This is a genomic window from Lactococcus sp. AK05 (assembly GCF_041026685.1).
Classification (GTDB): Bacteria; Bacillota; Bacilli; order Lactobacillales; family Streptococcaceae; genus Lactococcus; species Lactococcus lactis.
Genome location: NZ_JBFTEI010000001.1, coordinates 581584 through 604767 on the forward strand (window position 1 = coordinate 581584; position 23184 = coordinate 604767).

Annotated in this window: 22 protein-coding genes and 1 riboswitch; of the genes, 18 read left to right on the top strand and 4 right to left on the bottom strand. The window is 34.6% G+C overall.

The window, feature by feature from the left end; translation table 11 throughout:
• Positions 1–29: 29 nt before the first annotated feature.
• The 3 genes from nrdI to plsY all read right to left on the bottom strand — a co-directional run bounded on the left by nrdI (position 30) and on the right by plsY (position 1484).
• Positions 30–452, bottom strand: a complete 423-nt coding sequence (nrdI, locus tag AB6B24_RS02785) for a class Ib ribonucleoside-diphosphate reductase assembly flavoprotein NrdI (protein WP_029343796.1) — start codon at positions 450–452, stop codon at positions 30–32.
• 1 nt (position 453) lies between these two features.
• Positions 454–672: a redoxin NrdH gene (locus AB6B24_RS02790; RefSeq protein WP_012897612.1), complete on the bottom strand. Its 219-nt coding sequence runs from the start codon at positions 670–672 to the stop codon at positions 454–456.
• Between the two features lie 173 nt (positions 673–845).
• Positions 846–1484 carry a glycerol-3-phosphate 1-O-acyltransferase PlsY gene (gene plsY, locus AB6B24_RS02795; RefSeq protein ID WP_047206312.1) on the bottom strand — a complete coding sequence of 213 codons (639 nt, stop codon included), beginning with the start codon at positions 1482–1484 and terminating at the stop codon, positions 846–848.
• Positions 1485–1758: 274 nt separating this feature from the next.
• Here plsY and parE point away from each other — a divergent pair, with 274 nt between their 5' ends.
• The 5 genes from parE to parC all read left to right on the top strand — a co-directional run bounded on the left by parE (position 1759) and on the right by parC (position 8459).
• The gene (gene parE, locus AB6B24_RS02800) at positions 1759–3693 is read left to right on the top strand and encodes a DNA topoisomerase IV subunit B (protein WP_047206310.1); all 1935 of its coding nucleotides are present in this window, start codon (positions 1759–1761) and stop codon (positions 3691–3693) included.
• 189 nt (positions 3694–3882) lie between these two features.
• Entirely contained in the window at positions 3883–4437 is a 555-nt protein-coding gene (locus tag AB6B24_RS02805) for a cysteine hydrolase family protein (RefSeq protein ID WP_311802545.1), read from the top strand.
• The gene (locus AB6B24_RS02810; protein ID WP_003130976.1) at positions 4430–5263 is read left to right on the top strand and encodes a PolC-type DNA polymerase III; all 834 of its coding nucleotides are present in this window, start codon (positions 4430–4432) and stop codon (positions 5261–5263) included. Before AB6B24_RS02805 ends, AB6B24_RS02810 begins: the two co-directional genes overlap by 8 nt.
• Positions 5260–5709, top strand: coding sequence for a GNAT family N-acetyltransferase (locus tag AB6B24_RS02815; protein WP_003130977.1), 450 nt, complete (start codon positions 5260–5262; stop codon positions 5707–5709). The genes AB6B24_RS02810 and AB6B24_RS02815 overlap by 4 nt, the downstream gene beginning before the upstream one ends.
• 275 nt (positions 5710–5984) lie before the next feature.
• Positions 5985–8459, top strand: a complete 2475-nt coding sequence (parC, locus tag AB6B24_RS02820; RefSeq protein WP_242327279.1) for a DNA topoisomerase IV subunit A — start codon at positions 5985–5987, stop codon at positions 8457–8459.
• A gap of 25 nt (positions 8460–8484) precedes the next feature.
• Here parC and AB6B24_RS02825 read toward each other — a convergent pair whose 3' ends face one another.
• Complete coding sequence (locus AB6B24_RS02825) at positions 8485–9390, bottom strand: magnesium transporter CorA family protein (RefSeq protein WP_015426257.1); 906 nt, start codon at positions 9388–9390, stop codon at positions 8485–8487.
• A gap of 211 nt (positions 9391–9601) precedes the next feature.
• Between AB6B24_RS02825 and AB6B24_RS02830 the strand changes: the two genes are divergently transcribed.
• The 13 genes from AB6B24_RS02830 to AB6B24_RS02890 all read left to right on the top strand — a co-directional run bounded on the left by AB6B24_RS02830 (position 9602) and on the right by AB6B24_RS02890 (position 23184).
• Positions 9602–12910, top strand: a complete 3309-nt coding sequence (locus tag AB6B24_RS02830) for a MucBP domain-containing protein (protein ID WP_311802548.1) — start codon at positions 9602–9604, stop codon at positions 12908–12910.
• Positions 12904–13566: a hypothetical protein gene (locus tag AB6B24_RS02835; protein ID WP_038601297.1), complete on the top strand. Its 663-nt coding sequence runs from the start codon at positions 12904–12906 to the stop codon at positions 13564–13566. The genes AB6B24_RS02830 and AB6B24_RS02835 overlap by 7 nt, the downstream gene beginning before the upstream one ends.
• An 88-nt stretch (positions 13567–13654) precedes the next feature.
• On the top strand, positions 13655–14227 hold the full coding sequence (locus AB6B24_RS02840) for a hypothetical protein (protein WP_259746149.1): 573 nt from the start codon (positions 13655–13657) through the stop codon (positions 14225–14227).
• A complete protein-coding gene (locus AB6B24_RS02845) occupies positions 14224–14901 on the top strand; it encodes a hypothetical protein (protein WP_153241386.1) in 678 nt (225 codons plus the stop codon). Before AB6B24_RS02840 ends, AB6B24_RS02845 begins: the two co-directional genes overlap by 4 nt.
• A gap of 18 nt (positions 14902–14919) precedes the next feature.
• Positions 14920–15417, top strand: coding sequence for a hypothetical protein (locus tag AB6B24_RS02850; RefSeq protein WP_311804071.1), 498 nt, complete (start codon positions 14920–14922; stop codon positions 15415–15417).
• A gap of 158 nt (positions 15418–15575) precedes the next feature.
• Positions 15576–15692: riboswitch (FMN riboswitch) on the top strand.
• 182 nt (positions 15693–15874) lie between these two features.
• Entirely contained in the window at positions 15875–16963 is a 1089-nt protein-coding gene (ribD, locus tag AB6B24_RS02855) for a bifunctional diaminohydroxyphosphoribosylaminopyrimidine deaminase/5-amino-6-(5-phosphoribosylamino)uracil reductase RibD (protein ID WP_311802551.1), read from the top strand.
• Positions 16963–17613 (top strand): riboflavin synthase, encoded by a 651-nt coding sequence (locus tag AB6B24_RS02860; RefSeq protein ID WP_195935427.1) that lies wholly within the window; start codon positions 16963–16965, stop codon positions 17611–17613. Before ribD ends, AB6B24_RS02860 begins: the two co-directional genes overlap by 1 nt.
• A gap of 8 nt (positions 17614–17621) precedes the next feature.
• Positions 17622–18818 (top strand): GTP cyclohydrolase II, encoded by a 1197-nt coding sequence (gene ribA, locus AB6B24_RS02865; RefSeq protein ID WP_311802552.1) that lies wholly within the window; start codon positions 17622–17624, stop codon positions 18816–18818.
• 27 nt (positions 18819–18845) lie between these two features.
• On the top strand, positions 18846–19310 hold the full coding sequence (gene ribE / locus AB6B24_RS02870) for a 6,7-dimethyl-8-ribityllumazine synthase (protein ID WP_311802553.1): 465 nt from the start codon (positions 18846–18848) through the stop codon (positions 19308–19310).
• A gap of 102 nt (positions 19311–19412) precedes the next feature.
• Positions 19413–19865 carry a signal peptidase II gene (gene lspA, locus AB6B24_RS02875; protein WP_012897620.1) on the top strand — a complete coding sequence of 151 codons (453 nt, stop codon included), beginning with the start codon at positions 19413–19415 and terminating at the stop codon, positions 19863–19865.
• A gap of 60 nt (positions 19866–19925) precedes the next feature.
• Positions 19926–20831 carry an RluA family pseudouridine synthase gene (locus AB6B24_RS02880; RefSeq protein WP_003130995.1) on the top strand — a complete coding sequence of 302 codons (906 nt, stop codon included), beginning with the start codon at positions 19926–19928 and terminating at the stop codon, positions 20829–20831.
• Positions 20832–20978: 147 nt separating this feature from the next.
• Complete coding sequence (locus tag AB6B24_RS02885; protein ID WP_003130996.1) at positions 20979–21422, top strand: divergent PAP2 family protein; 444 nt, start codon at positions 20979–20981, stop codon at positions 21420–21422.
• 139 nt (positions 21423–21561) lie between these two features.
• Entirely contained in the window at positions 21562–23184 is a 1623-nt protein-coding gene (locus AB6B24_RS02890; protein ID WP_311802554.1) for a glycosyltransferase family 39 protein, read from the top strand.

Consider the following 23184-nt stretch of genomic DNA (forward strand, 5'->3'; position numbering starts at 1 on the left):
GCTTCACTCATTAGGGTGAAGCCATAAAATCACAGCGGATTTTTGAAGGTGACTTTCGCTCCTTTGTCAAGCTGTGTAGCGAGTTTTTCGACAGCAGCAACATCGGCTGGTGTACCATTAAACTCAAAATCATATAAAAGCGGAATTTGGTATTTTGCAGAAATTTCTTTAGCAGTAAAAATATAAATACCTGCAAAATTACGATTTCCTGTACCAATAATTCCTAGACAATGTTTATAATTATCATTATAAGCCATAAAGTCAAAAACAGGGTCCATAACGTCTATTGATTTAGAAACAGTTGGAGATTCTTCGGCATAACTTGGCGTTATCAAAAGAAAAGGTTCATTCATTTCTATATCATCGTCAGGACTAATTTCTACATTTGGTAAGTTTGTTTTGGAAACAAAGCGACGTGTTTGCCCAGTCACACTGAAATAAGCAAGTTTCATATTAAGCCAACTTTGCTAATTCGCTAGGACGGAAACCAGAGAAGGCAAAGTCATCTTTAGTAATGACAGGTGCAGCACGAAATCCCATTTCAATCACTTTTTCAACAAATTCAGGTTGTTCATCGATATTGATTTCATCGAAGGCAATTTCATGTTCTGAGAGCCATTTTTTGACCATTTTGCATTGCATACAATTGTTTTTAGAATAGACTGTAACCATTTTAAATCTCCTTTGAGGACAAACGTATTTTATTAGTGAGAGTAAAAAGTCTTTGACTTTTTCTCAACTTTTTATAGTCTTATTTTATCGTAAAAAAAATATCTAGTCAAATTAAAGATACTAGATATTGTGTTGAATTATGTAAAATTATAAAAATAACACAACATATTGTGCTATTTTTCTTTTTGTTTTGATAAGTTTAAACCAAATGGGACAAGGGATTCGCAATGATTTTTGATTCTTTTGAGATTTGTTCTATGTCTTAAAATAATAATAATTGCTAAAACAAAAATAATAATTGAGAATAAAAGGTCGTAGGAAGTAAGAATAAATCCGATGCTAGGGAAAATAAGAATTCCCAACAAAGCGAACAGAGCAGCCACAACGCTAGAGAGGCTAATCATACTAAAAAGCCAGAGGACAAGAATAAAAATAACGAGGAGATAAATAAGAAAGAAAGGACTAAATCCAAGAATCACACCAGCAGAAGTTGCTACAGCTTTTCCACCTTTAAAGCGGTCGAATATTGAAAAAGTATGTCCAATGACAGCAAGAAGACCGAAAATTAGAGGTGAAACACCATTGATATGGAAGAAAAGGGGTAAAAGAGTAGCAAGTGTCCCCTTTAGTAAGTCAAAAGCAAAAACTGAAATTCCTGCCTTTACACCTAGAATTCTAAAAGTATTGGTTGTTCCAGTATTTCCTGAGCCATAGTCATGGAGATTTTTTTTGAAAAAAATCTTGCCAATCCATAAGCCGAATGGAATTGCCCCTAAAAGATAGCTGGCAATGAGAAGAATAATAGTAAGCATAAGTTCTCCGAAGTTTATTTCGTTTAAAATCGATAATCTCTTTTAACTGTACAATTATATCATATTTTTAATAAAGATTACTGACAATATTGAAACATCTTCACTTACTTTTGGAAAAATTCTTACTATTAGATGAAAAAATTGTCAGCAGTCCTTTGACAAAGCTTTCTGAACAAGGTACAATAATCAAGATGAATATTTTTTATTAGCTCATTGTGGATAAAAAAATAGTGATTTAGATAGAAGATATAAGCTTTCGATGAGAGGGAAATAAATGGTAATAGATATTAATAACTATGATGACAGTGCGATTCAGGTTCTTGAAGGATTGGATGCCGTTAGAAAACGTCCAGGAATGTATATTGGATCAACTGACGGAACTGGTTTGCACCATTTGGTTTGGGAAATTGTAGATAATGCGGTTGATGAAGCTTTATCTGGCTTTGGTAACAGAATTTCGGTGACCATTAATGCTGATGGTTCTTTATCAGTAGAAGATGAAGGACGGGGAATGCCAGTTGGGAAACACGCCATGGGTATTCCAACTGTTGAAGTAATTTTTACTATTTTGCACGCAGGTGGTAAATTTGGTCAAGGGGGTTATAAAACTTCTGGTGGACTCCATGGTGTTGGTTCTTCAGTCGTAAATGCCCTTTCGTCTTGGTTAGAAGTTGAAATTACTCGTGACGGAACTGTTTATCGTCAACGTTTTGAAAATGGTGGACATCCAGCGACAACTTTAGAAAAAATTGGGAAAGCACCAAAGTCTAAAACAGGGACTAAAGTTACCTTCATGCCAGATTCTAGTATTTTTTCGACAACTGAATTTAAATATAATATCATTTCAGAACGACTAAATGAGTCTGCTTTTCTTTTAAAAGAAGTGACGATTAGTCTTGAAGATAAACGAACAGATGAAAAAGAAGAATTTCATTATGAAAATGGGGTTCAAGATTTCGTTTCTTATCTTAATGAAGATAAAGACAGTTTAACTCCAGTTCTTTATTTTGAAGGAAAACAAGATGGTTTTGAAGTTGAAGTTGCCCTTCAATATAATGATGGCTATTCAGAAAACATTCTTTCATTCGTCAATAATGTCCGAACAAAAGATGGCGGAACGCACGAAGCAGGTTTGAAGACGGCAATTACGAAAGCAATGAATGAATATGCTCGTAAAGTCAATTTACTCAAAGAGAAAGATAAAAATCTCGAAGGTTCGGATTATCGTGAAGGTTTGACAGCCGTCTTGTCAGTTTTAATTCCTGAGGAACATCTTCAATTTGAAGGACAAACCAAAGATAAATTGGGTTCTCCTTTAGCTCGTCCAGTTGTTGATTCTTTGGTTTCTGATAAACTAAGTTTCTATTTGATGGAAAATGGCGAATTAGCGCAAAATTTGATTCGTAAAGCAATCAAAGCCCGTGAGGCTCGTGAAGCGGCTCGTAAAGCGCGTGAAGATTCACGAAATGGAAAGAAATCTAAAAAAGACAAAGGACTTTTGTCTGGTAAATTAACCCCTGCTCAAACAAAAAATCCAAATAAAAATGAACTTTATTTGGTCGAAGGAGATTCTGCCGGAGGGTCCGCTAAACAAGGTCGAGATCGTAAATTCCAAGCCATTTTGCCTTTGCGTGGTAAAGTCATTAACACCGAAAAAGCTAAGATGCAAGATATTCTCAAAAATGAGGAAATCAATACAATGATTTATACCATTGGTGCTGGCGTTGGGGCAGATTTTACCTTGGCTGACCGTAATTATGACAAAATCATTATTATGACCGATGCCGATACTGATGGAGCTCACATTCAAACGCTCTTATTGACTTTTTTCTATCGCTATATGAAACCGTTGGTTGAAGCGGGTCATGTCTATATTGCCCTTCCACCACTCTATAAAATGAGTGAAGGAAAAGGCAAAAAAGAAAAAATTGAGTATGCTTGGACAGATGGTGAGTTAGCAGAACTTCGCAAGCAATTTGGTAAAAATGCTAATTTGCAACGTTATAAAGGACTTGGAGAAATGAATGCTGACCAACTTTGGGAAACAACAATGGACCCAGAAACTCGGACATTGATTCAAGTGACCATTGATGATGCGGCTCAAGCAGAGAAACGTGTTTCAGTACTGATGGGGGATAAAGTTGAACCTCGTCGTAAATGGATTGAAAATAATGTGAAATTTACAATGGAAGAAGAAACAGTATTCTAAGTTACTTTCTTCAATAATTAACCTCGATTTTTCGAGGTTTTTTACTTTAATTTATGATTTAAATATCACTATTGCTCACTTTAGGTGTAACAACAAGCCTATTCGTAGGCCAGCAAAGCTAGCAAGAGAAACTTTGTTTCATTTTGTCAGCTATGATATAATGGAAGAAATTCTAAAAGAAGATAAAAAATGAAAAGAGAAAAAATGCAAAAATCAGCTTTAATTATTATTGATTTGCAAGCATTCATTAAAAAATTAGCGAAAGATGCTGTCCCTTATGGCTGGGATAAAATTATTGAAAATAATCGAGCTTTAATTTCTGCATTTGACCAAAAAAATCAGCCAGTTTATATTGTGACTGTTGAACCAAAAATACTTTGGCAATCAGCTAAAAAAGCTTTTTCTCGGATGATTTTTCAAGATGAATTGGATAAAAATCCAAGATTACATCAATTAGTAAAATATGGGCCGTCAGCATTTAAACAATCTGATTATGGCTTAGCTGACGAGTTGAAAAATAATTCTGTCAGTAAAATTTATGTTTCTGGTGTGTCTATGAGTAATGGAGTATTAAAAACAGCCAGAGATGGGGCGGATTTGGGATTTGAAGCGATGATAATTGAAGACGCCTGTGCTGACAGAAAGTTAAAAAACTTCCAGAAAACAAAAACTGACGAAATACCAAAATTTGGGAAATTAATTAAAACAAAAGAAATTATCGAGGAACTGAATAAAAATGTCTGAGAAATATGTCGTATTTGACTTTGAAACTACAGGATTTTCTGCACAAAAAAATGAAATTATTCAAATTGGAGCGGTAAAATATGATGAGAATAATCAAGAGCAAGCTAGATTTAATCAGTTAGTAAAAAATCAACGCTCTTATGTCTCAACTGAAATCACACAATTGACTGGCATAAAACCAGCTGATTTGTTAAATCAACCAACGATTGAAGAAATTTTACCTGAATTTTTAGACTTCATCAAAGGCCATTTATTAGTGGCTCATAATGCTCCTTTTGATATTTCTTTTCTTTATCAGGCCATTATTGATTGTGCCATTACTGATGTTGAGGCTTTTCGTGTCTATGATACTTTGGCAGAAAGTAAAAAGTTATTAACTATGTCTTCTTATGCTCTAGAAAATTTTAAAGACCTACTAGAAATGAATGATTTACGTTCGCATGACGCGCTCAACGACTGCTTAATCACGGCAAAACTTTATCAATATTTACAGAAAATTGAAGAAGTTGAGCTGTCAGTAGAATCAGAAGTTACTGACGAACTCGGTCAGTTAGATTTATTTGGTGACAGCTCTGATGAAATTACTGACAGCCTTCGCAGAAAGTTAAATTTACCAATCACCAAAGCTTTAGTCTATTATCAGCAAAATCTTGAGCGAAAATGGGAACGTTTTGAAGTTCTTGGAATTTCGATTGAACGAGAGTACTCCGTAGGTTCGAGTTTAAATATTCGTTTACATAATTCAGAGAAAGTGAAAATTCATTCTGATTTTCTAAAAGAAATGCAAAAAGCCAATTTCGTGACGATTATGGAGGAAGAAAAATGACAGCAATTTGGAAAGAAAAAAGTTTTAATCAACTTACATTAGATGAAATGTATCAACTTTTAAGCCTGCGTACTGCTGTCTTTGTTGTGGAGCAAAACTGCCCTTATCAAGAGCTTGATGGCAAAGACCAAGTAGCCAAACACCTCTGGTTAGAAAATGAAAATGGTCAACTCATGGCCCTTTGTCGCCTACTTCCCAAAGGGATTTCATTTGCAGAGGCTTCAATTGGGCGTGTCCTTGTCAATCCTGAATTTCGTGGACAAAATTTGGGTAGAGGACTCATTGAAAAAGCCTTAGAAGTCCTTAAAGAAGATGGGGAAGAAGCAGTAACAATTGAAGCACAATATTATTTGCGTGATTTTTATGCTTCATTTGGTTTTGTTGAAAATTCTGAACCCTTTTACGAAGATGATATTAAACATGTCAATATGATTTTGAAATTCTAAGATGAAATAATTTACTGACAGCTTTGTCAGTAATTTTTTCACTTCAAATTAAGCTGTCAGTAGATTTTAAAGAGATAAACAATCTTATCAATTTTGACCAATAAATAATTTGTAAGTTTTTTTCGTTTTGATTTTGTGGTAGAATAGAAAAAGTGATTTTATATTGTAGAATGCCAAAAGCAGAGAACTGTCAGTAAAAAATCAAAGATTTATTTATAAATTAGCAAATAATTAATTAAAAAAGTAAACAAATTTTCTAAAAAGAAAGTTAAAATATGTCAAACATTCAAACCTTACCATTAGAAGATATAATGGGTGACCGATTTGGTCGATATTCAAAATATATCATTCAGGAGCGGGCCCTTCCCGATATCCGTGATGGTTTAAAACCGGTACAGCGCCGTATTCTTTATTCAATGAATAAAGACGGAAACACATTTGATAAGTCTTATCGTAAATCAGCGAAATCAGTCGGAAATGTCATGGGTAATTTCCACCCACATGGAGATAGCTCAATCTATGAAGCGATGATTCGGATGAGTCAAGACTGGAAAATGGGCGAACCTTTAATCGAAATGCATGGTAATAATGGTTCAATGGACGGTGACCCACCAGCCGCTATGCGTTATACTGAAGCCCGTCTTTCAGAAATTTCAGGCTATCTTTTAGCAGATATTGAGAAAGATACAGTAAGTCAAGCTTGGAACTTTGATGATACTGAGAAAGAACCAACGGTTTTACCAGCAGCTTTCCCAAATCTTTTAGTCAATGGCTCAACCGGAATTTCAGCCGGTTATGCGACAGATATTCCACCTCACAATTTGGGGGAAGTCATTGATGCAACCATTCATATGATTGACCATCCTAAAGCTGATGTAGAAAAAATCATGGAATTCTTACCAGGACCAGATTTTCCTACTGGTGGGATTATTCAAGGAAAAGGCGAAATCAGAAAAGCTTACGAAAAAGGAAAAGGGCGCATCGTTGTTCGTTCAAAAGTCGATATTGAACCAATGAAAGGCGGTCGTGAGCAACTTATTGTTACTGAAATTCCTTTTGAGCTCAACAAAGCAAACTTAGTCAAGAAAATTGATGATGTTCGTGTCAATGCTAAAGTGCCCGGAATTGCAGAAGTCAGAGATGAGTCAGACCGTGAAGGGCTTCGGATTGCAATTGAATTAAAGAAAGAAGCTGATAGCCAGCTTGTTTTGAATTACTTGTTTAAAAATACTGATTTACAAGTGAATTATAACTTCAACATGGTCGCAATTGATAATATGACTCCTGTTCAAACCGGTGTCTTACAAATGCTCCGTTCTTATGTCAAACACCGTGAAGATGTTATCGTTAAACGTTCGCAGTTTGATTTAAATAAAGCAGAAAAAAGACTTCATATTGTTGAAGGTTTGATTCGCATGGTTTCTATTTTAGATGAAGTGGTCGCAACGATTCGTGCTTCAGAAAATAAAGCAGATGCCAAAGAAAATATCAAAGTTTCATTTGGATTTACCGAAGAGCAAGCCGAAGCCATTGTTACTTTACAACTTTATCGTTTGACCAACACCGATATTGTCACTCTACAAAATGAACAAGCTGAATTAGAGCAAAAAATTCTCGAACTTAAAGCGATTATTAATGATGAACGTACCTTGTTTAATTTAATGAAACGCGAACTTCGTGAAGTTAAGAAAAAATTTGCCAAACCACGCCGTAGCGAATTACAAGATGAAGTTCAAACCATTGAAATTGAAGCGAGCGAATTGATTGTGGCAGAGGATACTGTAGTTTCAGTAACTCGTTCAGGTTACATCAAACGTACTTCACCACGTTCATTTGCTTCCTCAGCACTTGAAGAAATTGGTAAACGTGATGATGACGAGCTCCTTTATTATGCCAATGCTAAAACAACTCAACATCTCTTACTTTTCACAAATCTTGGCAATGTCATTTATCGCCCAATCCATGAACTTTCTGATATCCGTTGGAAAGATATTGGTGAGCATCTATCTCAAAGTCTCTCTAATTTCTCAGCTGATGAGAAAGTAATTTTTGTTCAGATTGTGGATGAATTTGCTGGTGAAAATCTAGTTGTTGTCACAAGAAATGGACAAATAAAACAAATTGAACGTGAAAGTTTCTCCCCTTGGCGGACCTATCGTTCAAAATCTACTCCATATGCTAAACTTAAAGGAGAAGATGATGAAATTGTTCTAATCACCCCAGTTCAATTTGCAGACCTCATGCTTATTTCTGAAAATGGTTATGCCCTTCGCTTTAATCTTGATGACGTTCCAGTTTTGGGTGCTAGAGCTGCAGGAGTCAAGGCCATGAATCTCAAAAATGGCGATAAAATTAAGTCCGCCTTCTTTGTTAACTCAAATAGTTGGTACCTTTTGACTCAACGGGCATTTATCAAACGTGTTAAGACGGATGATATTCCGGCCACCTCACGTGCTAACCGTGGTCTTCAAGTACTACGAACCTTGAAGACAAATAATCATACCGTCTTTGCAGCCGGCTTAATCAATTCAACTGCTGATTTATCAGCATTGACCGAAGAATTAGATTTGTTCAGTCAAGCTAAAGCACCAGCGACAAAAGAAACTGATGAACAAGTATTAGAAGTTATCAGTGAGACTGGTAAGAAATACGATATCAATTTGTGCGATTTATCATTATCAGATCGAACAAGCAATGGACATCCAATTGCTGATGATCTTGAAAAAATTGCAAGCGTAAAAATAAAATAAAAAAAATCAGCTTTGGCTGATTTTTTTATTGTCTTCGACCAATAATATAACGAAAGAGTGCCGCGTAAAGTAGCCAAAGAATAATACAAGCACCAATAATCCAAACCCAAGCATCTTTTTGGTTAGTAAGTGGAAGTGGTACATTCATTCCAAAAAAACCAGTGATGACTGCTAATCCTGCCAAAAGTACAGAAACAATTGTCAAAGTTGTCATATTATCATTCAAATTATTATTAAGGACATTATTATAAGTTCCTGCTAATTGTTCAAGAATTTGAGCATTAAGTTGTGTCATACTGGCAAGCTGCTGTGCTTCGATAATTGCATCTTCAAGCTGCTCTTTTTCAGTTTCATTGAACTGTCTGTAAATACTTTTAGTTTTAAGTTGTTCAAGTAGTAAAGTATTTTGGTTGGCACTAGATACAATATACAGCATTCCCGTTTCAATATCAGAAAGGGCCAACAAATTTTTCTTTGTTGTTTTTTCACGCAACTTTTGATTAATTTCTTCTTTTGATTTATCGATTTTTTCTAAGTAAGGAAAGAAAGCCTCTGAAATCAAAAATAAACTGATGAAAAGAAGATGATAAACCGTTTCTGGTTCATTTTGAAAACAATATTTTTTAATTTGATTAATTAAATATTCATTTTCTGGATGATAAAGAGTAATTAATCGATTTTTTTGTGCTACAAAAGTAATGGGAACCGTCTTATAATGAACTTCTGAATTGAGTAAATCCAGACTATTGAAAATCAGTACAAAGTCTTGACTATCAGGAATGAACTCCGTGTGAGGGCGTTCATTTTTATCTTCGGCATATTGAAGCGTTTCTAAGTCAATACCATAAGTAGCAAGTTCAGAAGTATTTCTAAGGTCTTCGACATTAAAAGAAAGCCAAGTGAGTTGAGGGTTTATTTTTATTTCTTGCATGATAAGATATCCTATGTTCTAATAGAGCCATTTTAGCAAAATTGTAATTTTTGAGCAAATAAATAAAAAAATTTGATTAATAACTTCTATAATCTGCGCATGATTTCGTTAAATTACAAAAACATTTCCTAATTTTACAATTTGTTTTTCTTATGATATACTGTTTGAATAGTCAGAATAGTAACATAATTAAAAATGGGAGATTTTAGCATTGGAAAAACAAAAACATCATTTCCGTACGTGGAAGTCAGGTAAAATCTGGCTTTTTAGTAGCGGAATACTTTTAATTTTTGTTATTGGAAGTATAGGATTGACTGCTCAAGCAGACGAAGTCCCTTCTAATACAGAAACAATGACACAAAGTAGTGATGTGACGACTCAAAGCAGTCCTGTAAGTCCAACTGTGAATTCTTCTCTTGCCGCTTCTGACTCGACAACTGAAGAACCAGCAGTAGTATCAAATACGGAAAATACAGGTCAAGCTTCAAGTTCCACAAATATTTTAACTACTAAAAGTCCAACCGTTGACACAAATTCGCCTACTCAATCGAACCAAAGCTCAATCGCTATATCATTAACAAAAGCAAGTAGTGAAAGTTCGATAAATGAACCTGCGTCAACGATTGCAAATGAAACTACTACAACAGCAGATGTCACGACTCAAACCACAGCGACACAAGCTCAAACTAGTGATCCAACGACGAGCTTATCATCAGAAAGTCAGGGAAAACCAACAAATCCCTCACAATCAAAAAGTCCAGAAATTACAAACATTCAAGTTACAGGAGCAGTAGATAACAATGCCACAGGTTCTGCTGTTTTTGATGGTGTTAATATCACGCTTCAGGGAAAAGACATTACCGATGATAATCTTCTTGATCCTAGTGGGCTACATTGGTCAGAACGAACCCAAGTCATTGCCATAAAAGGCACAGCTACTGGACAACTCAATCAAGAAAATTTTGGAGTACAAGATGGTCCAATCATTCCCGCTACCACCTATACCATGAATGACGGAGATAGTGGGCGTATTACCTATGTCGGAAAAACGCTCTCTGGTCTTGACCTTGATATGATTTATACAGTAGCATCAAGTGATAAAGACAATTGGCAAGCCAATGAAGGAGCAGACGGAATTCCGCAAGGACTTGCTTTTACTGGCGAACAAAATATCGCGGAGTCAGGTGGAAATTCTATTGTTTGTCTATACAATGGAGCAAATGCGCTCAGTTTGATTTACCAGATTGTCAAACACGATACGACGACAGAAGTTCCAGTTATTGCTTCATTTATCACGACAGATATTGACATTGCACAAGGCGTCCAAACAGACCTAGCGAATATCGTGACCATTTTACCTCAAACGACCAATCTCAAACAAGATGGAGATACTATCTACGACGCTTCGCCGAATTATCCAGGGTTAGATGGTGTGGCTAGTCTTCCTTATGGTGGTTATTTGGGTGCTGGATTTGTTTCAGAGTTTTACTATAACTACTATGCCCCTGCACCAGAGCGAGCAGAAGATTCTTATTTCTTTGCACAGGGGGTGCGCTATGACCTTTTTGGTTCAGCGCTGCAAGCCCACATGAATACTCAAATTCGGCAAGATATCACTGTTAATTATCTGGACGAGTTCGGACACACTATTGCACCAACAGATTATTATCTTGGTTTCACTAATCAAGACTATAATCTCCCTATCCCCACTTATCCTAACTATAGTTTTGTTAGTATGATGGAAAATGATAATATGCCGAACTATCCTGTTATCAATCTTATTTATCAACCCAAGCCATACGTTTATAATCCCAAAAATAATAATGATGTTTCTTATGCTGGCATAAACTACCGACCTAATATCACATTCAACTATCAAAATGAAGGTTATGCGAACTCTACGGTAACTTACATGCCACAAAACTCGCAAACAGCAGGGCCAATCGTTATTCCTCTGACATGGAAACCAGCACAGGTGGATATTATTACACCGAACTTTAAAACTATCTCTTATGATACGTCCCAAAAAGATAATACAAATGATACAGGTCTTAGTGAAACTCAGCTCTCAAATTTTGAAAAAAATTTAGGATTTAACAGAAATGAATCTATCGCAGTTATTGATTACATGAATGAAGCGGCAATCGAAGCAAGAAGAAATCATCAAGATGTGAATCATGCAGTTGATAATGCTTTAGCATATCAGTCGTATCATATTTGGTTTCCTAATCAAAAATATTGGGATAATTTTCAACCTTTTTACAATGAATTTGGGAAAGTTCCTTTTGCCTCTGATGACTTGAAAAATGCTTTAAATACTAATCATGGTTCAAATAATAAATATGTTGACTTTCCGCACTTAGCTACTGATTTGGCGGCTTCAGAGAATAGTGGGAATGCTCAATCGCTAATTCAGAGGATTGGAGGAGTGATGATTTTTGGGAGAATACCGGTATTTGTGCCAAAAAATATGTTGCAGTACATTATCTTACAACAAGATGGCTATACAGGAGATGTGTTAAGTGGTGGTCTTAATAAGCCTGATTCCTTGGCTGATTTAGATGCAGAAATATTTAAATCAAGTCCCGCTTTTTCTAATAAATTACGAACTAAACAAATTATTGATATGTACACTCAGTCACCAAAACAGCTTGAAAAAACAAGAAGAATAGAGCATGAAAAAGTGAAGGGAATAAATAGTATGGCTTCCTTGGCTACCTTATTGACTCCCGCTGGAGCAGCGTTAGCATTGTTAGGAATGTATAGAAGTCGTAGACAATTGAAATCTTACTTTTCTCTTTTGGGTAAATGGTTTATAGGAAATGTTAAAGATTTAGGGGATACAATTCTATCAGGGGCTAAAAAAATATTGGTTCAAACTAAAAAAGTTACAGGCAATCTATTAAATAAAGTAAAAACCTTTTTTACTGGAAATTCTGCTAAGGCGGATACGGTCACAGTAAAAAATGCTTCAGCAACAAAACCTATCAAAAGCATTACCAATAGCTTGTCTTCCCTAAAAACTCAAGCTTCTAAAGTATTTAACCAAGGCGTGAAGTCAGTTTCAAAAGTTTTCACTAGCTTTGTAAATACAGCAAAAGCTGCTGGGCAGAATGCCAGATCTTTTTTTAATCAAAGTGTGAAAATGGCTCAACAGTCACTCAATACTGCTATTCGAGTCGCTAAAGAAGCAGTACAAAGAGCCGCAGAGCTTGCTAGACAAACAGCAAATTGGGTGGGACAAAATATCCGAAATGTTGGAAATACAGTTTGGAACGGTCTAAAATCCGTCTATAATGGAGTTTCTAGCTTTGTAGGTAATGTCTATAATAATTATGTTACGCCAGTCGTCAAGACGGTCACCAAAACGGTTAGTAATTTTGTTAATTCTGCTGTAAAGCTTGTTTCAAATGTCGTTCATTCGGTGGTAAATACGGTCAAATCTGTTGCTTCAAAAGTTGTCAATACAGTAAAAAAAGTTGCTAAATCAGTCGGTAATTGGTTTAAGAGTCTATGGTAAGACGTAAAAAGATTGTATTATTTTTGGTTTTCCCACTTGTTTTACTTATTTTATTATTATGGACCTTTCTTTCAATAGAGAAGAATCTCCACGCTTACTCTATTTATTATGCTCAACATGTTCCACATAGAACTGGTACTGACCCTGTTATGTGTGCGGTCATAGATAACTTGGATAATATTTATATTCCGGAACTAAATGAAAAATGCCATGTGGAGAGGTGGAGAGATGTATTAAATTTTGTAAGTAATAAAAAGGGCGATATTACATATGATTTTATACAAACTGTAATAAATGTTGAGTTATCCAAAACTGCTCAACTTTCTGTCGGCTTCCCTCAGTATAATCCTATTGGACCTAAGGTAAAGTACCAAATAATTTACTCTACTGGAAAGGCTGGAACAAGTTTTTATAACTTTGAACACTCTGAAAGTCAATGTCTATCTTTTGACTTTTCTGGGAGATTGATGTACATATCAAACTTAGATAACAAAGGATTTTATACTTTAAGGCAAAAAACAACAGATTTGAGTTTAAAAAATATAGAAAATTGGAAAAGGGATGCTTATTCAATTATCGTTAAAAAAAGGAAAGTTCCGTCGATAAAGCTTCAATTTCTTTATAACTGGTTGAATTATAAGAGGTTTAATTCATGAATACAGTAAAAAAAGTTGCTAAATCAGTTGGTAATTGGTTTAAAAATCTATGGTGAAAAAAAGAAAAGGGAGGTTTTTAAAAGTATTTTTGTCTATCATCATTTTTATTGTTTTTGTATTATTAATTAGTGGATATGGATACCGAAATTTAAGGGTTTATTCAATATATTATGCACAAAATATTCCTCATAAGTCAGGAACAGACCCTGTTATGTGTGCAGTTATCTTTAATTTATCAAGCGTCTATCTTCCACATGCGGATTGGAGCACAGAAATAGACAGATTCAAAGATAATCAACATTGGGTTCAGTCATATAATAGGTATTTCACATACAATTTTTCTCAATTTGATATAGAATATCACAGGGCAAATCAAGATTTTGTGAGTTTCAGTTGGTATTTTTTTGAAAATACATATAATTTAGTCATTTCTGATAAAAACGATAATATTTACAGGGCCTATGAATTTAATCGTTCGGGTAGATTGTTATCAATTGATATAGGAGATAAGAGTCGAACGATTCCTACAAATAAGGATAAAGAGATTTTATCCTATTGGAAAAATAAACTTTATGGTGATATCGTTCAAAAGAGAAAAAAGCCAATAATCAATCTTCAGTGGCTCTATAATCGGTTAAATTATAAGAGGTTTAATTCATGAGTATGGTGAAAAAAAGAAGAGGTAAGTTTAGAAAAGTATTTTTGCCTATCCTAATATTTATTGTTTCTGTATTAATCATTATTGGATACGGCCACCATAATTTTAGGGTCTATTCAATTTATTATGCGCAGAATATTCCTCATAAATCAGGGACAGCCCCTGTTATGTGTGCCGTAATAGATAATCTGAATAGTATTTATATTCCTAATCTTAATGAAAAAAGTCGTTATGATAATTGGAGAGATGTAGTGAACACTGTAAGTGATAGGACAGGTGTGATTGAATATGATTTTGTGAACAATAGTATTCTGATAGGAAAAACTTTTGAGGATTTAGAGGGGATATCTCCTTTGAATCAGGATAAATTTATCTCAGGTATAAATATGTATACTAGAAAGAAAATTGGATACGTTTTAAATTTCAATATCACAAAAAATAAATTAATAAAAGAATATAAGGTTTATTATAGTAATCAAGGGAGATTTGAAAAAATATCCATTATTGAAAACAACGCTGAAAAAGGAGTTAAGGCCGTGGAATATAAAAATAATTTAGCAACAATATCCAAACTTCAACAAAAATTATATGGTTCAATTATTCAAAAAAGAAAAATTCCGTTGATAAATCTTCAAATGCTTTATAACTGGCTGAATTATAAGAGATTTAATTTATGAGAACAAAGGATGAAAATGATGAACAAAAATACACAGAAAACAGATACTACTCCGAAAAAGAAAAGAATTTTGCCATGGTTAATTCCTTTGATTGTGGGGATGATATTTTTATCTCTTGTGGTTACCCTTTTTAGTGTTTCCAAAGTAGCGAAAATTTATCATCAGGTAGAAAAACAAGAGTTACTAGACGAGGTAACTCACTCGATAAATAATGGGAAAAAGCAGCTTGTAACTTCTCAAGGTTCAAATCCATTTTATATAGATATTAAAGCAAGTGAAAGTGGCACAGATACCATTGTTGTAACTTTGATAGTCGAAAATGATTATGTTTCTTATGTCAAAAATGATATGCCTATGATAAAAAAATGGATAATAGAGGGAATGGAGAGTGCAGAAGGAATAAAACTTACAAAATCAGAACATCAATGGGTTAAAGAGATGAATTTTAAAATGAGATTTGTTTTAAAGGACAAGACAGGAAAAATTCTTGAGAGTTTTGATTATAAAATTAAATAATATTTAACTATATTGGACTTTAATAAAGTAGGGTGATGTTCGCTTGTACTATCTGTCTGTGAACTTTTAATGTTTGATTTTAATTTGTTAACTTAAAGAATACGTTTTTATTTCTTGACAATCTTTAAATTTAAATGCTATACTTTAGCTACAATTGAATAAATCTTCAGGGCAGGGTGTAATTCCCTACCGGCGGTATAGCCCGCGAGCTGCTTGCAGCATGATTCGGTGAAACTCCGAGGCCGACAGTATAGTCTGGATGAAAGAAGATAATAAAACCATAATACTCTAGTCAGTATTATGTCTATTTAGCCTAAAACTCTGGAGTGAATTGATATAATTCACTCCATTTTTGGTTTTTTGAGCTGCTTTTTTGCTCGAAAAAAAATAGAAAATTTATCAAAAGACCCTGAAATTTTATTTTAGGGTCTTATTTTTTATTAGAAAGGATGAATAGATGAAAAAAGACGAATACTACATGGATTTAGCAATTGTACTTGCAAAAAAAGGAGGTGGTAATGTCAACCCTAACCCTCAAGTAGGAGCCCTTATTGTCAAAGAAGGAAGAATTATTGGTCAAGGTTATCATGAAAAATATGGGGAAGCTCATGCGGAAATCAATGCTTTTAAGAGTTGTAACGAATCTCCCGAAGGAGCCACGCTTTATGTGACCTTAGAGCCTTGTGCGCATCAGGGAAAACAACCCCCTTGTTTTGAAGCGATAATAAAAAATAGAATTAAGCGTGTTGTTATCGGGCATTTAGACCCCAATCCCTTAGTTTCAGGAAAAGGAATTAAAGCAATGAGAGAAGCTGGAATTGAAGTTTCTATCAATGTTTTAGAAAAAGAATGTGAAGAATTAAATAAAATTTTCTTTTATTATGTTAGTCAAAGGCTTCCTTATGTCATGATGAAGTATGCAATGACTTTAGACGGAAAAATTGCGACATCAGCAGGTCAGTCAAAATGGATTACAGGTGAAATTGCAAGACAGAAAGTACATCAAGACCGTTCACGTTTTATGGCAATTATGATTGGTGTTGAAACGCTTATTTTAGATGATCCACAACTCTCTGTCAGGTTGGAAAATGGAAAAAACCCGATAAGAATCATTTGTGATACTCATTTAAGAAGCCCTTTAGCTTCCAAGATTATTTCTACAGCTACTGAAATTCCAACGATTATTGCTACAGCTGAGTCTGACCCCGAAAAACAAGCTCCCTTTCTTAAAGCGGGTTGTGAAATTATCTTAGTTTCTTACCTAGAAGGAAGATTGAATTTGAAAGAATTGACCAAAAAGTTAGGAGAAAAAGGGATTGACAGTATCATCTTGGAAGGTGGAGGAACATTAAATGCTTCGGCATTAAAAGCAGGGATAGTTCAAAAAGTTCAAACTTATATTGCCCCTAAAATATTTGGTGGAAAAGAAGCACCAAGTCCAGTTGAAGGGCATGGAATCGAGCAACCCAATCAAGCCTATCTCCTAGAAAGGCCTCAAATAACCTATCTAGGAGAAGATATTTTATTAGAAAGTGAGCTTCTTTAATGTTTACAGGAATAATTGAAGAAATAGGGGAAGTGAGTTGCCTGCAAAAAAGAGAAAAATCCTTCAAAATTAGTATCCGTGCTTCCTTGATTTTAGAGGATATGAAACTTGGAGATTCTATTTCAACAAATGGTTTATGCCTGACCGTTTCTGCATTTAATCAAAAAGAATTTACGGCTGATATTATGCCTGAAAGTCTAAATCGCTCAAATCTTAGGACCTTAAATGTGGGTGCCAAAGTTAACTTAGAACGAGCGATGCCTTTAAATGGCCGATTTGGCGGGCATATTGTGTCAGGGCATATTGATGGAGTTGGCCAGATTTTAGAAGTAAAAAAAGAAGAAAATGCCATCTGGTTTGAAATCAAAACGAGCTTAAATTTAATGAGATACATCGTCGAAAAAGGCTCAATTACGATTGATGGGATTAGTCTTACAGTTGCTCAGGTTAAGTCGAAATCTTTTAGTGTTTCCATTATTCCACATACGCTCAAAGAGACGATAATGGCAGATAAAAAAGTGGGTGATACTGTTAATTTAGAAAATGATATTTTAGGGAAATATATAGAAAAATTATGGGGCGATAGTAGTTCTTCGATGAAAGAATCTTCAGTAACTAAAGAAAAACTATTTAACAACGGATTTTTATAGGAGATAAAATGTTCCAATATAATAAAGTAGAAGAAGCACTTGCTGCACTTAAAGCAGGGGAAATGATTATTGTTAGTGACGATGAAAATAGGGAAAATGAGGGCGACCTTATCTGTGCGGCCGAATTTATCAGCCCAGAAATAATTAATTTTATGGCAAGTGAGGCCAAAGGTTTGATCTGCGCACCACTCAGTGAAACTTATGCTAAGAATTTACAATTAGAAGCAATGGTAGAGAAAAATACAGATAATCATGGAACAGCTTTTACAGTTTCGGTTGATCATATTGAAACTAGCACAGGAATTTCGGCTTTTGAACGGGCCTTAACCATAAAAAAACTTGTTGATGCCGAGAGTTTACCAAGTGATTTTCGTAGACCAGGTCATGTATTTCCACTTATTGCCAAGAAAAATGGCCTTTTAGAGCGAAATGGTCATACTGAGGCTACGGTTGACTTGTTGCGTCTGGCTGGTTTAAAAGAAGTAGGTGTCTGCGTTGAAATAATGGACGAAGATGGAACAATGATGCATAAGGAGAAACTGAAGGAAAAAGCGCAAGAGTGGGGCTTGAAATATATCACGATTAAATCTATTCAAGAGTATCTTAAGCAAAATGAACTGCAAGTAGAACAGGTGACTAGAGCCAAGCTACCAACGAAATATGGTATGTTTGATATTTTAGGATTTGTCAATAAAATAAATGGTGAGCACCATGTTGCTTTAGTTAAAGGAGATATTGGTGACGGTCAAGCTATTCTTTGCCGCGTTCACTCAGAATGCTTAACTGGTGATGCTTTTGGTTCTTTGAAATGTGACTGCGGTGAACAATTAGAAGAGGCATTAAAAAAAATAAATGATGAGGGGCGTGGCGTGCTTTTATATCTTCGACAAGAAGGACGTGGAATTGGTTTGATTAATAAACTTTGTGCCTACTCACTTCAAGATGAAGGACTTGATACAGTTGAAGCTAATTTAGCTTTGGGATTTGAAGAAGATGAGCGAGAATATTCCATTGGAACACAAATTCTAAAAATAATTGGGGTGAAATCATTGAAATTAATGACTAATAATCCGCAAAAGATTAATGATTTTCAAAAATATGGTCTAGTAGTTGAAGAAAGAGTAGCTCTCCAAATCAAAGATAACCCTTTTGACCGTGATTATTTAAAAGTAAAACAAAATAAAATGGGACATTTGTTTGACTAAAGTAAAATAGAAAGTAAGGATAGAAATATGACAATTATTGAAGGAAATTTAAGAACAGAGAATGCAAAATATGGGATTGTAGTTGCTCGATTTAATGAATTTATCAATGCAAAACTTTTGTCAGGAGCATTAGATGCACTCAAAAGACATGGAGTCCAGGAAGAAGAAATTGATATAGCATGGGTTCCTGGGGCTTTTGAAATTCCCCTTATTGCCCAAAAAATGGCGACTTCCTATAAATATGAAGCAATTATATGTTTAGGGACTGTCATCAGAGGCTCAACTTCTCATTATGATTTTGTTTGTAATGAAGTTTCTAAGGGGATTGCTCATGTTTCCTTAAACTCTAATATTCCGGTCATGTTTGGTGTGCTAACAACTGAAAATATAGAACAAGCCATTGAGCGTGCAGGCACAAAAGCTGGAAATAAAGGTTTTGAAGTAGCGGTTGGAGCAATTGAAATGGTTGATTTGATGAGAAAGATTGGCTAATTTATCTATAAGTGCATTTATTTAAATGCGCTTTTTATTTTGAAATAGGATAAAAACTGTTCTAGCGAGCTATCAGATTGCGAAATATGCTATAATTAAAGCATGAAAAAACTACTGTCACTTGTTATTATCGTTGTTGGAATTGTTGCTGACCAAATTTTTAAAAATTGGATTGTTGCTAATATTCAGCTTGGAGATACAGAAAAAATTTGGCCTAATGTTCTTAGTTTAACTTATATCAAAAATGATGGAGCAGCTTGGTCTTCATTTTCAGGTCAACAATGGTTTTTCCTTGTCTTAACACCGATCGTCTTAGTTGTTGCCCTTTGGTTTTTATGGAAAAAAATGGCACAAAACTGGTATTTTATTGGATTAACTTTAATTATTGCGGGTGCTTTGGGAAATTTTATTGACCGAATTCGTCAAGGATTTGTTGTTGATATGTTCCAAACTGAATTTATTAATTTTCCAATTTTTAATATTGCTGATATCTTATTATCTGTTGGTTTTGTTCTTCTTTTCATTGCAATTTTGACAGACAAAGAAACAAAATAAATTGATTAAAAAATCACTGACAGAAAGTTTTATTTAACATTTATAAAAAGGAAAACACACTTGCCTATCATAAAAATTAACGAAGAAAACAAAGGCTTACGTCTTGACAAGGCGCTTGCCAATCAAACAGAATATTCACGAAGTTTACTGACAGAACTTATTAAAAATGATAAAGTGTTTGTTAACAGTGAAGCCAAAAAAGCAAAGTATAAAGTAAAAGTAGGGGACAGGATTGAATTTGAAGTTCCGGAAGCGGAAGTTCTTGATATTGTTGCTGAAGATTTGCCACTAGAAATCATTTATGAAGATTCAGATGTTGCAGTAGTAAATAAACCTCAGGGAATGGTAGTTCATCCTGCAGCCGGTCATGCTTCAGGAACATTGGTTAATGCAATCATGTATCATATCAAAGATCTTTCAAGCATTAATGGTGTAATTCGTCCAGGAATTGTGCATCGTATTGATAAGGATACGAGTGGTCTTTTGATGATTGCCAAAAATGATAAAGCACACGAAAGTTTGGCAGCACAATTAAAAGATAAGACTAGCAAACGTCGTTATTTAGCGATTGTCCACGGTGAAATTGCTAATGATAAAGGAACCATTGAAGCGCCAATTGGTCGTAATCTTAAAGATCGCAAAAAACAAGCTGTAGTTTCTGGCGGAAAACCAGCCGTGACTCATTTTGAGGTTTTAGAACGATTTTATGGCTATACTTTGATTGCATTACGCTTGGAAACTGGGCGTACACATCAGATTCGTGTACATATGAATTACATTGGTCATCCTGTGGCTGGTGATCCACTCTATGGGCCAAATAAAACATTGACACCTAATAAAGGGCAATTTTTGCATGCTGAAACATTAGGTTTTGACCATCCAACAACTGGTGAATTTATGGAATTCCAAGTTGATGCTCCTGAGATATTCAATGAACAATTAGAAAAGCTTAGAGAACAAGTTTAAACTTGTTCTTTTTTGTATTTAAAAAAGAACTATATTTACTGACAGACTTTCTGTATTTGTCAGCAAATCAGACATCATTAAAAGATAGATGATTTATAATAGAGTTACTGATAGTTAGTAGGTTTTAATTAGTAAAAGGAGACTATTATGAACTTTTTTAATCAGATTTTTCATAATCAAATTTTAATGACAGCCATTGTGAGTTGGGCTCTGGCTCAGTTAATTAAAATAATTATCGAACTTATTCGGACACATCGTATTAATTGGCAATTAATTTTTGCAACAGGTGGGATGCCCAGTTCTCATAGTTCATTGGTTGTTGCTTTGGCAACGGCTACTGGATTGAGACAAGGATTTGATTCATCGCTTTTTGCTATTGCTACTGTTTTAGCCTTCGTCGTTTTATATGATGCCCAAGGTATTAGAAGACAGGCAGGAAATCAAGCCAGAATTATTAATCGAATGTTACAAAATGTCGAAAATGCCGGAATCAAAGTAGATAAAAATTTAAAAGAATTATTGGGGCATACACCAATTCAAGTGATGGGTGGAACAATTTTAGGAATAATAGTTGCTTTAGTAATGAATTAAGAAAAAATTCTGTTGCAATTAGAGTCGTAAGCGTTAACTATAGTGTAGTTTATAAATGTGAAGTAAAAAATGAGAAATTATCATCTAAAAATTAAGGTTATTGTAAGAAACAAAAGCCAAGCTATGGTAAAATGGTAATATGAATAATATAGTATTTATTAAGTATAAAAAAGGATTCTGTCTTGCCTTAATGATAGGACTCTTTCTTTTAATTAACGGGATTGCTATTTCTTTGACGCAAGTGTGGAACGAAGATCACATCATTGCACTTTTGTTAGGAAATATTCTTTTAATAGCAGCCTATTTTTATTTTGTTGGAATTTATAAATTATCAAAAAAACTTTTTGACTCAAAGAATAAAAATGAAACTACTGACAAGTCTGTCAGTAAAATTGAGTTACTGACAGACTTGTCAGTAACAAAATATTATCGAATAAGCTTTTGGGTAGTAGCTTTGTTAACTTTTATCTTGCCGTTTCTTTTTATGATACATGTGCCTGATAGTAAGCATGCTTGGGACTATTTCGTTATATTTAATTCTACGACAGAACTCCATGGTCAATCTTTTGGACTGTTACCTGAAACTGCTTCGCGTTTAGGATATTTTCTTCGTTATCCAAACAATCAATTTTTAGGGATTTTATTTAATCAAGTTTTCTCTCCATTTGCAGGAAGTGTTGAACTAAAAATGTGGGTTGTGACAGCAGTGTCTGCACTATTGACAAGTCTCGGAGTTGTAGCTGGAACCTTAAGTGTTAAGGCATTGAGCGGGAAAAGGCATGCGCTCTTATACAATGTTTGTGCCCTTGGGTTCTTACCTTTTTACGTTTATGGTGCACAACTTTACAGTGATACGATTACACTTCCTTTTGTATCCTTTAGTTTGTTGTTCTTTATTTATGCCATTAAATCACAAAAAATAACTCAACAAGTTCTATGGTATTTTTTGGCAACAGTGTTGGCAGTTATAGGTTATGAATTTAAGCCAACAGTGTTAATTGTGCTTATTGCTGTTTTGATTTTCCTTGGACTTAATAAAAAATGGAAACAACTTTTGCTTTTACTTCCAATGTTTGCTATTTTATTTGTTGGTGGACATTTCATGGTTAAAGCAACTATTGCGACCGAGCCAGCCTTTTCTCAAGAGGCTAATGAACGTCGTAATCTTCCGATGATGCACTGGATTGCTATGTCTTGGTCGCCAACTAATAAAACGGGTGGATTCAATAAGAAAGTGAGACTTTATTCTGAATCTTTCCCAACTTATGAAGCGAAAAAAGCGGCTGATAAACAACTATTCATAGACAATCTTAAGAAGATGGGACCTGTTGGAGTTGTGCGACAAATTGGACGCAAGTTGGCCTATACTTGGTTATATGGCGATTTGAACAGTTCGTTTTATACTTATCATCATGAAAATAAATTTATTAATCGTTACTTTGATTATTTATCAGGAACCTCATTTTCTTTGGATGGACCTGGTAATATAACGGGTTGGTTTATGCTAAAGGCTGTTCAAACCCTTTATTGGATTGGCCTAGTTGTTTTGCTGTGGCGTCAAATCTGGCGAATTTTAATCAGCAAGAGAAATTGGTCAAATCCCTGGTTTATTCCAGCTTTGGCCTTTGTTGGATTGAGTTTTTTCCTTATTCTATGGGAAACAAATTCACGTTACCTTTATCAATTTGCCCCTGTTATGATTGCTTTAGCAAGTTTAGGTTTAATAGATAAGCAGTTTAAAAAGAAAAAAATTAAGGAGTGA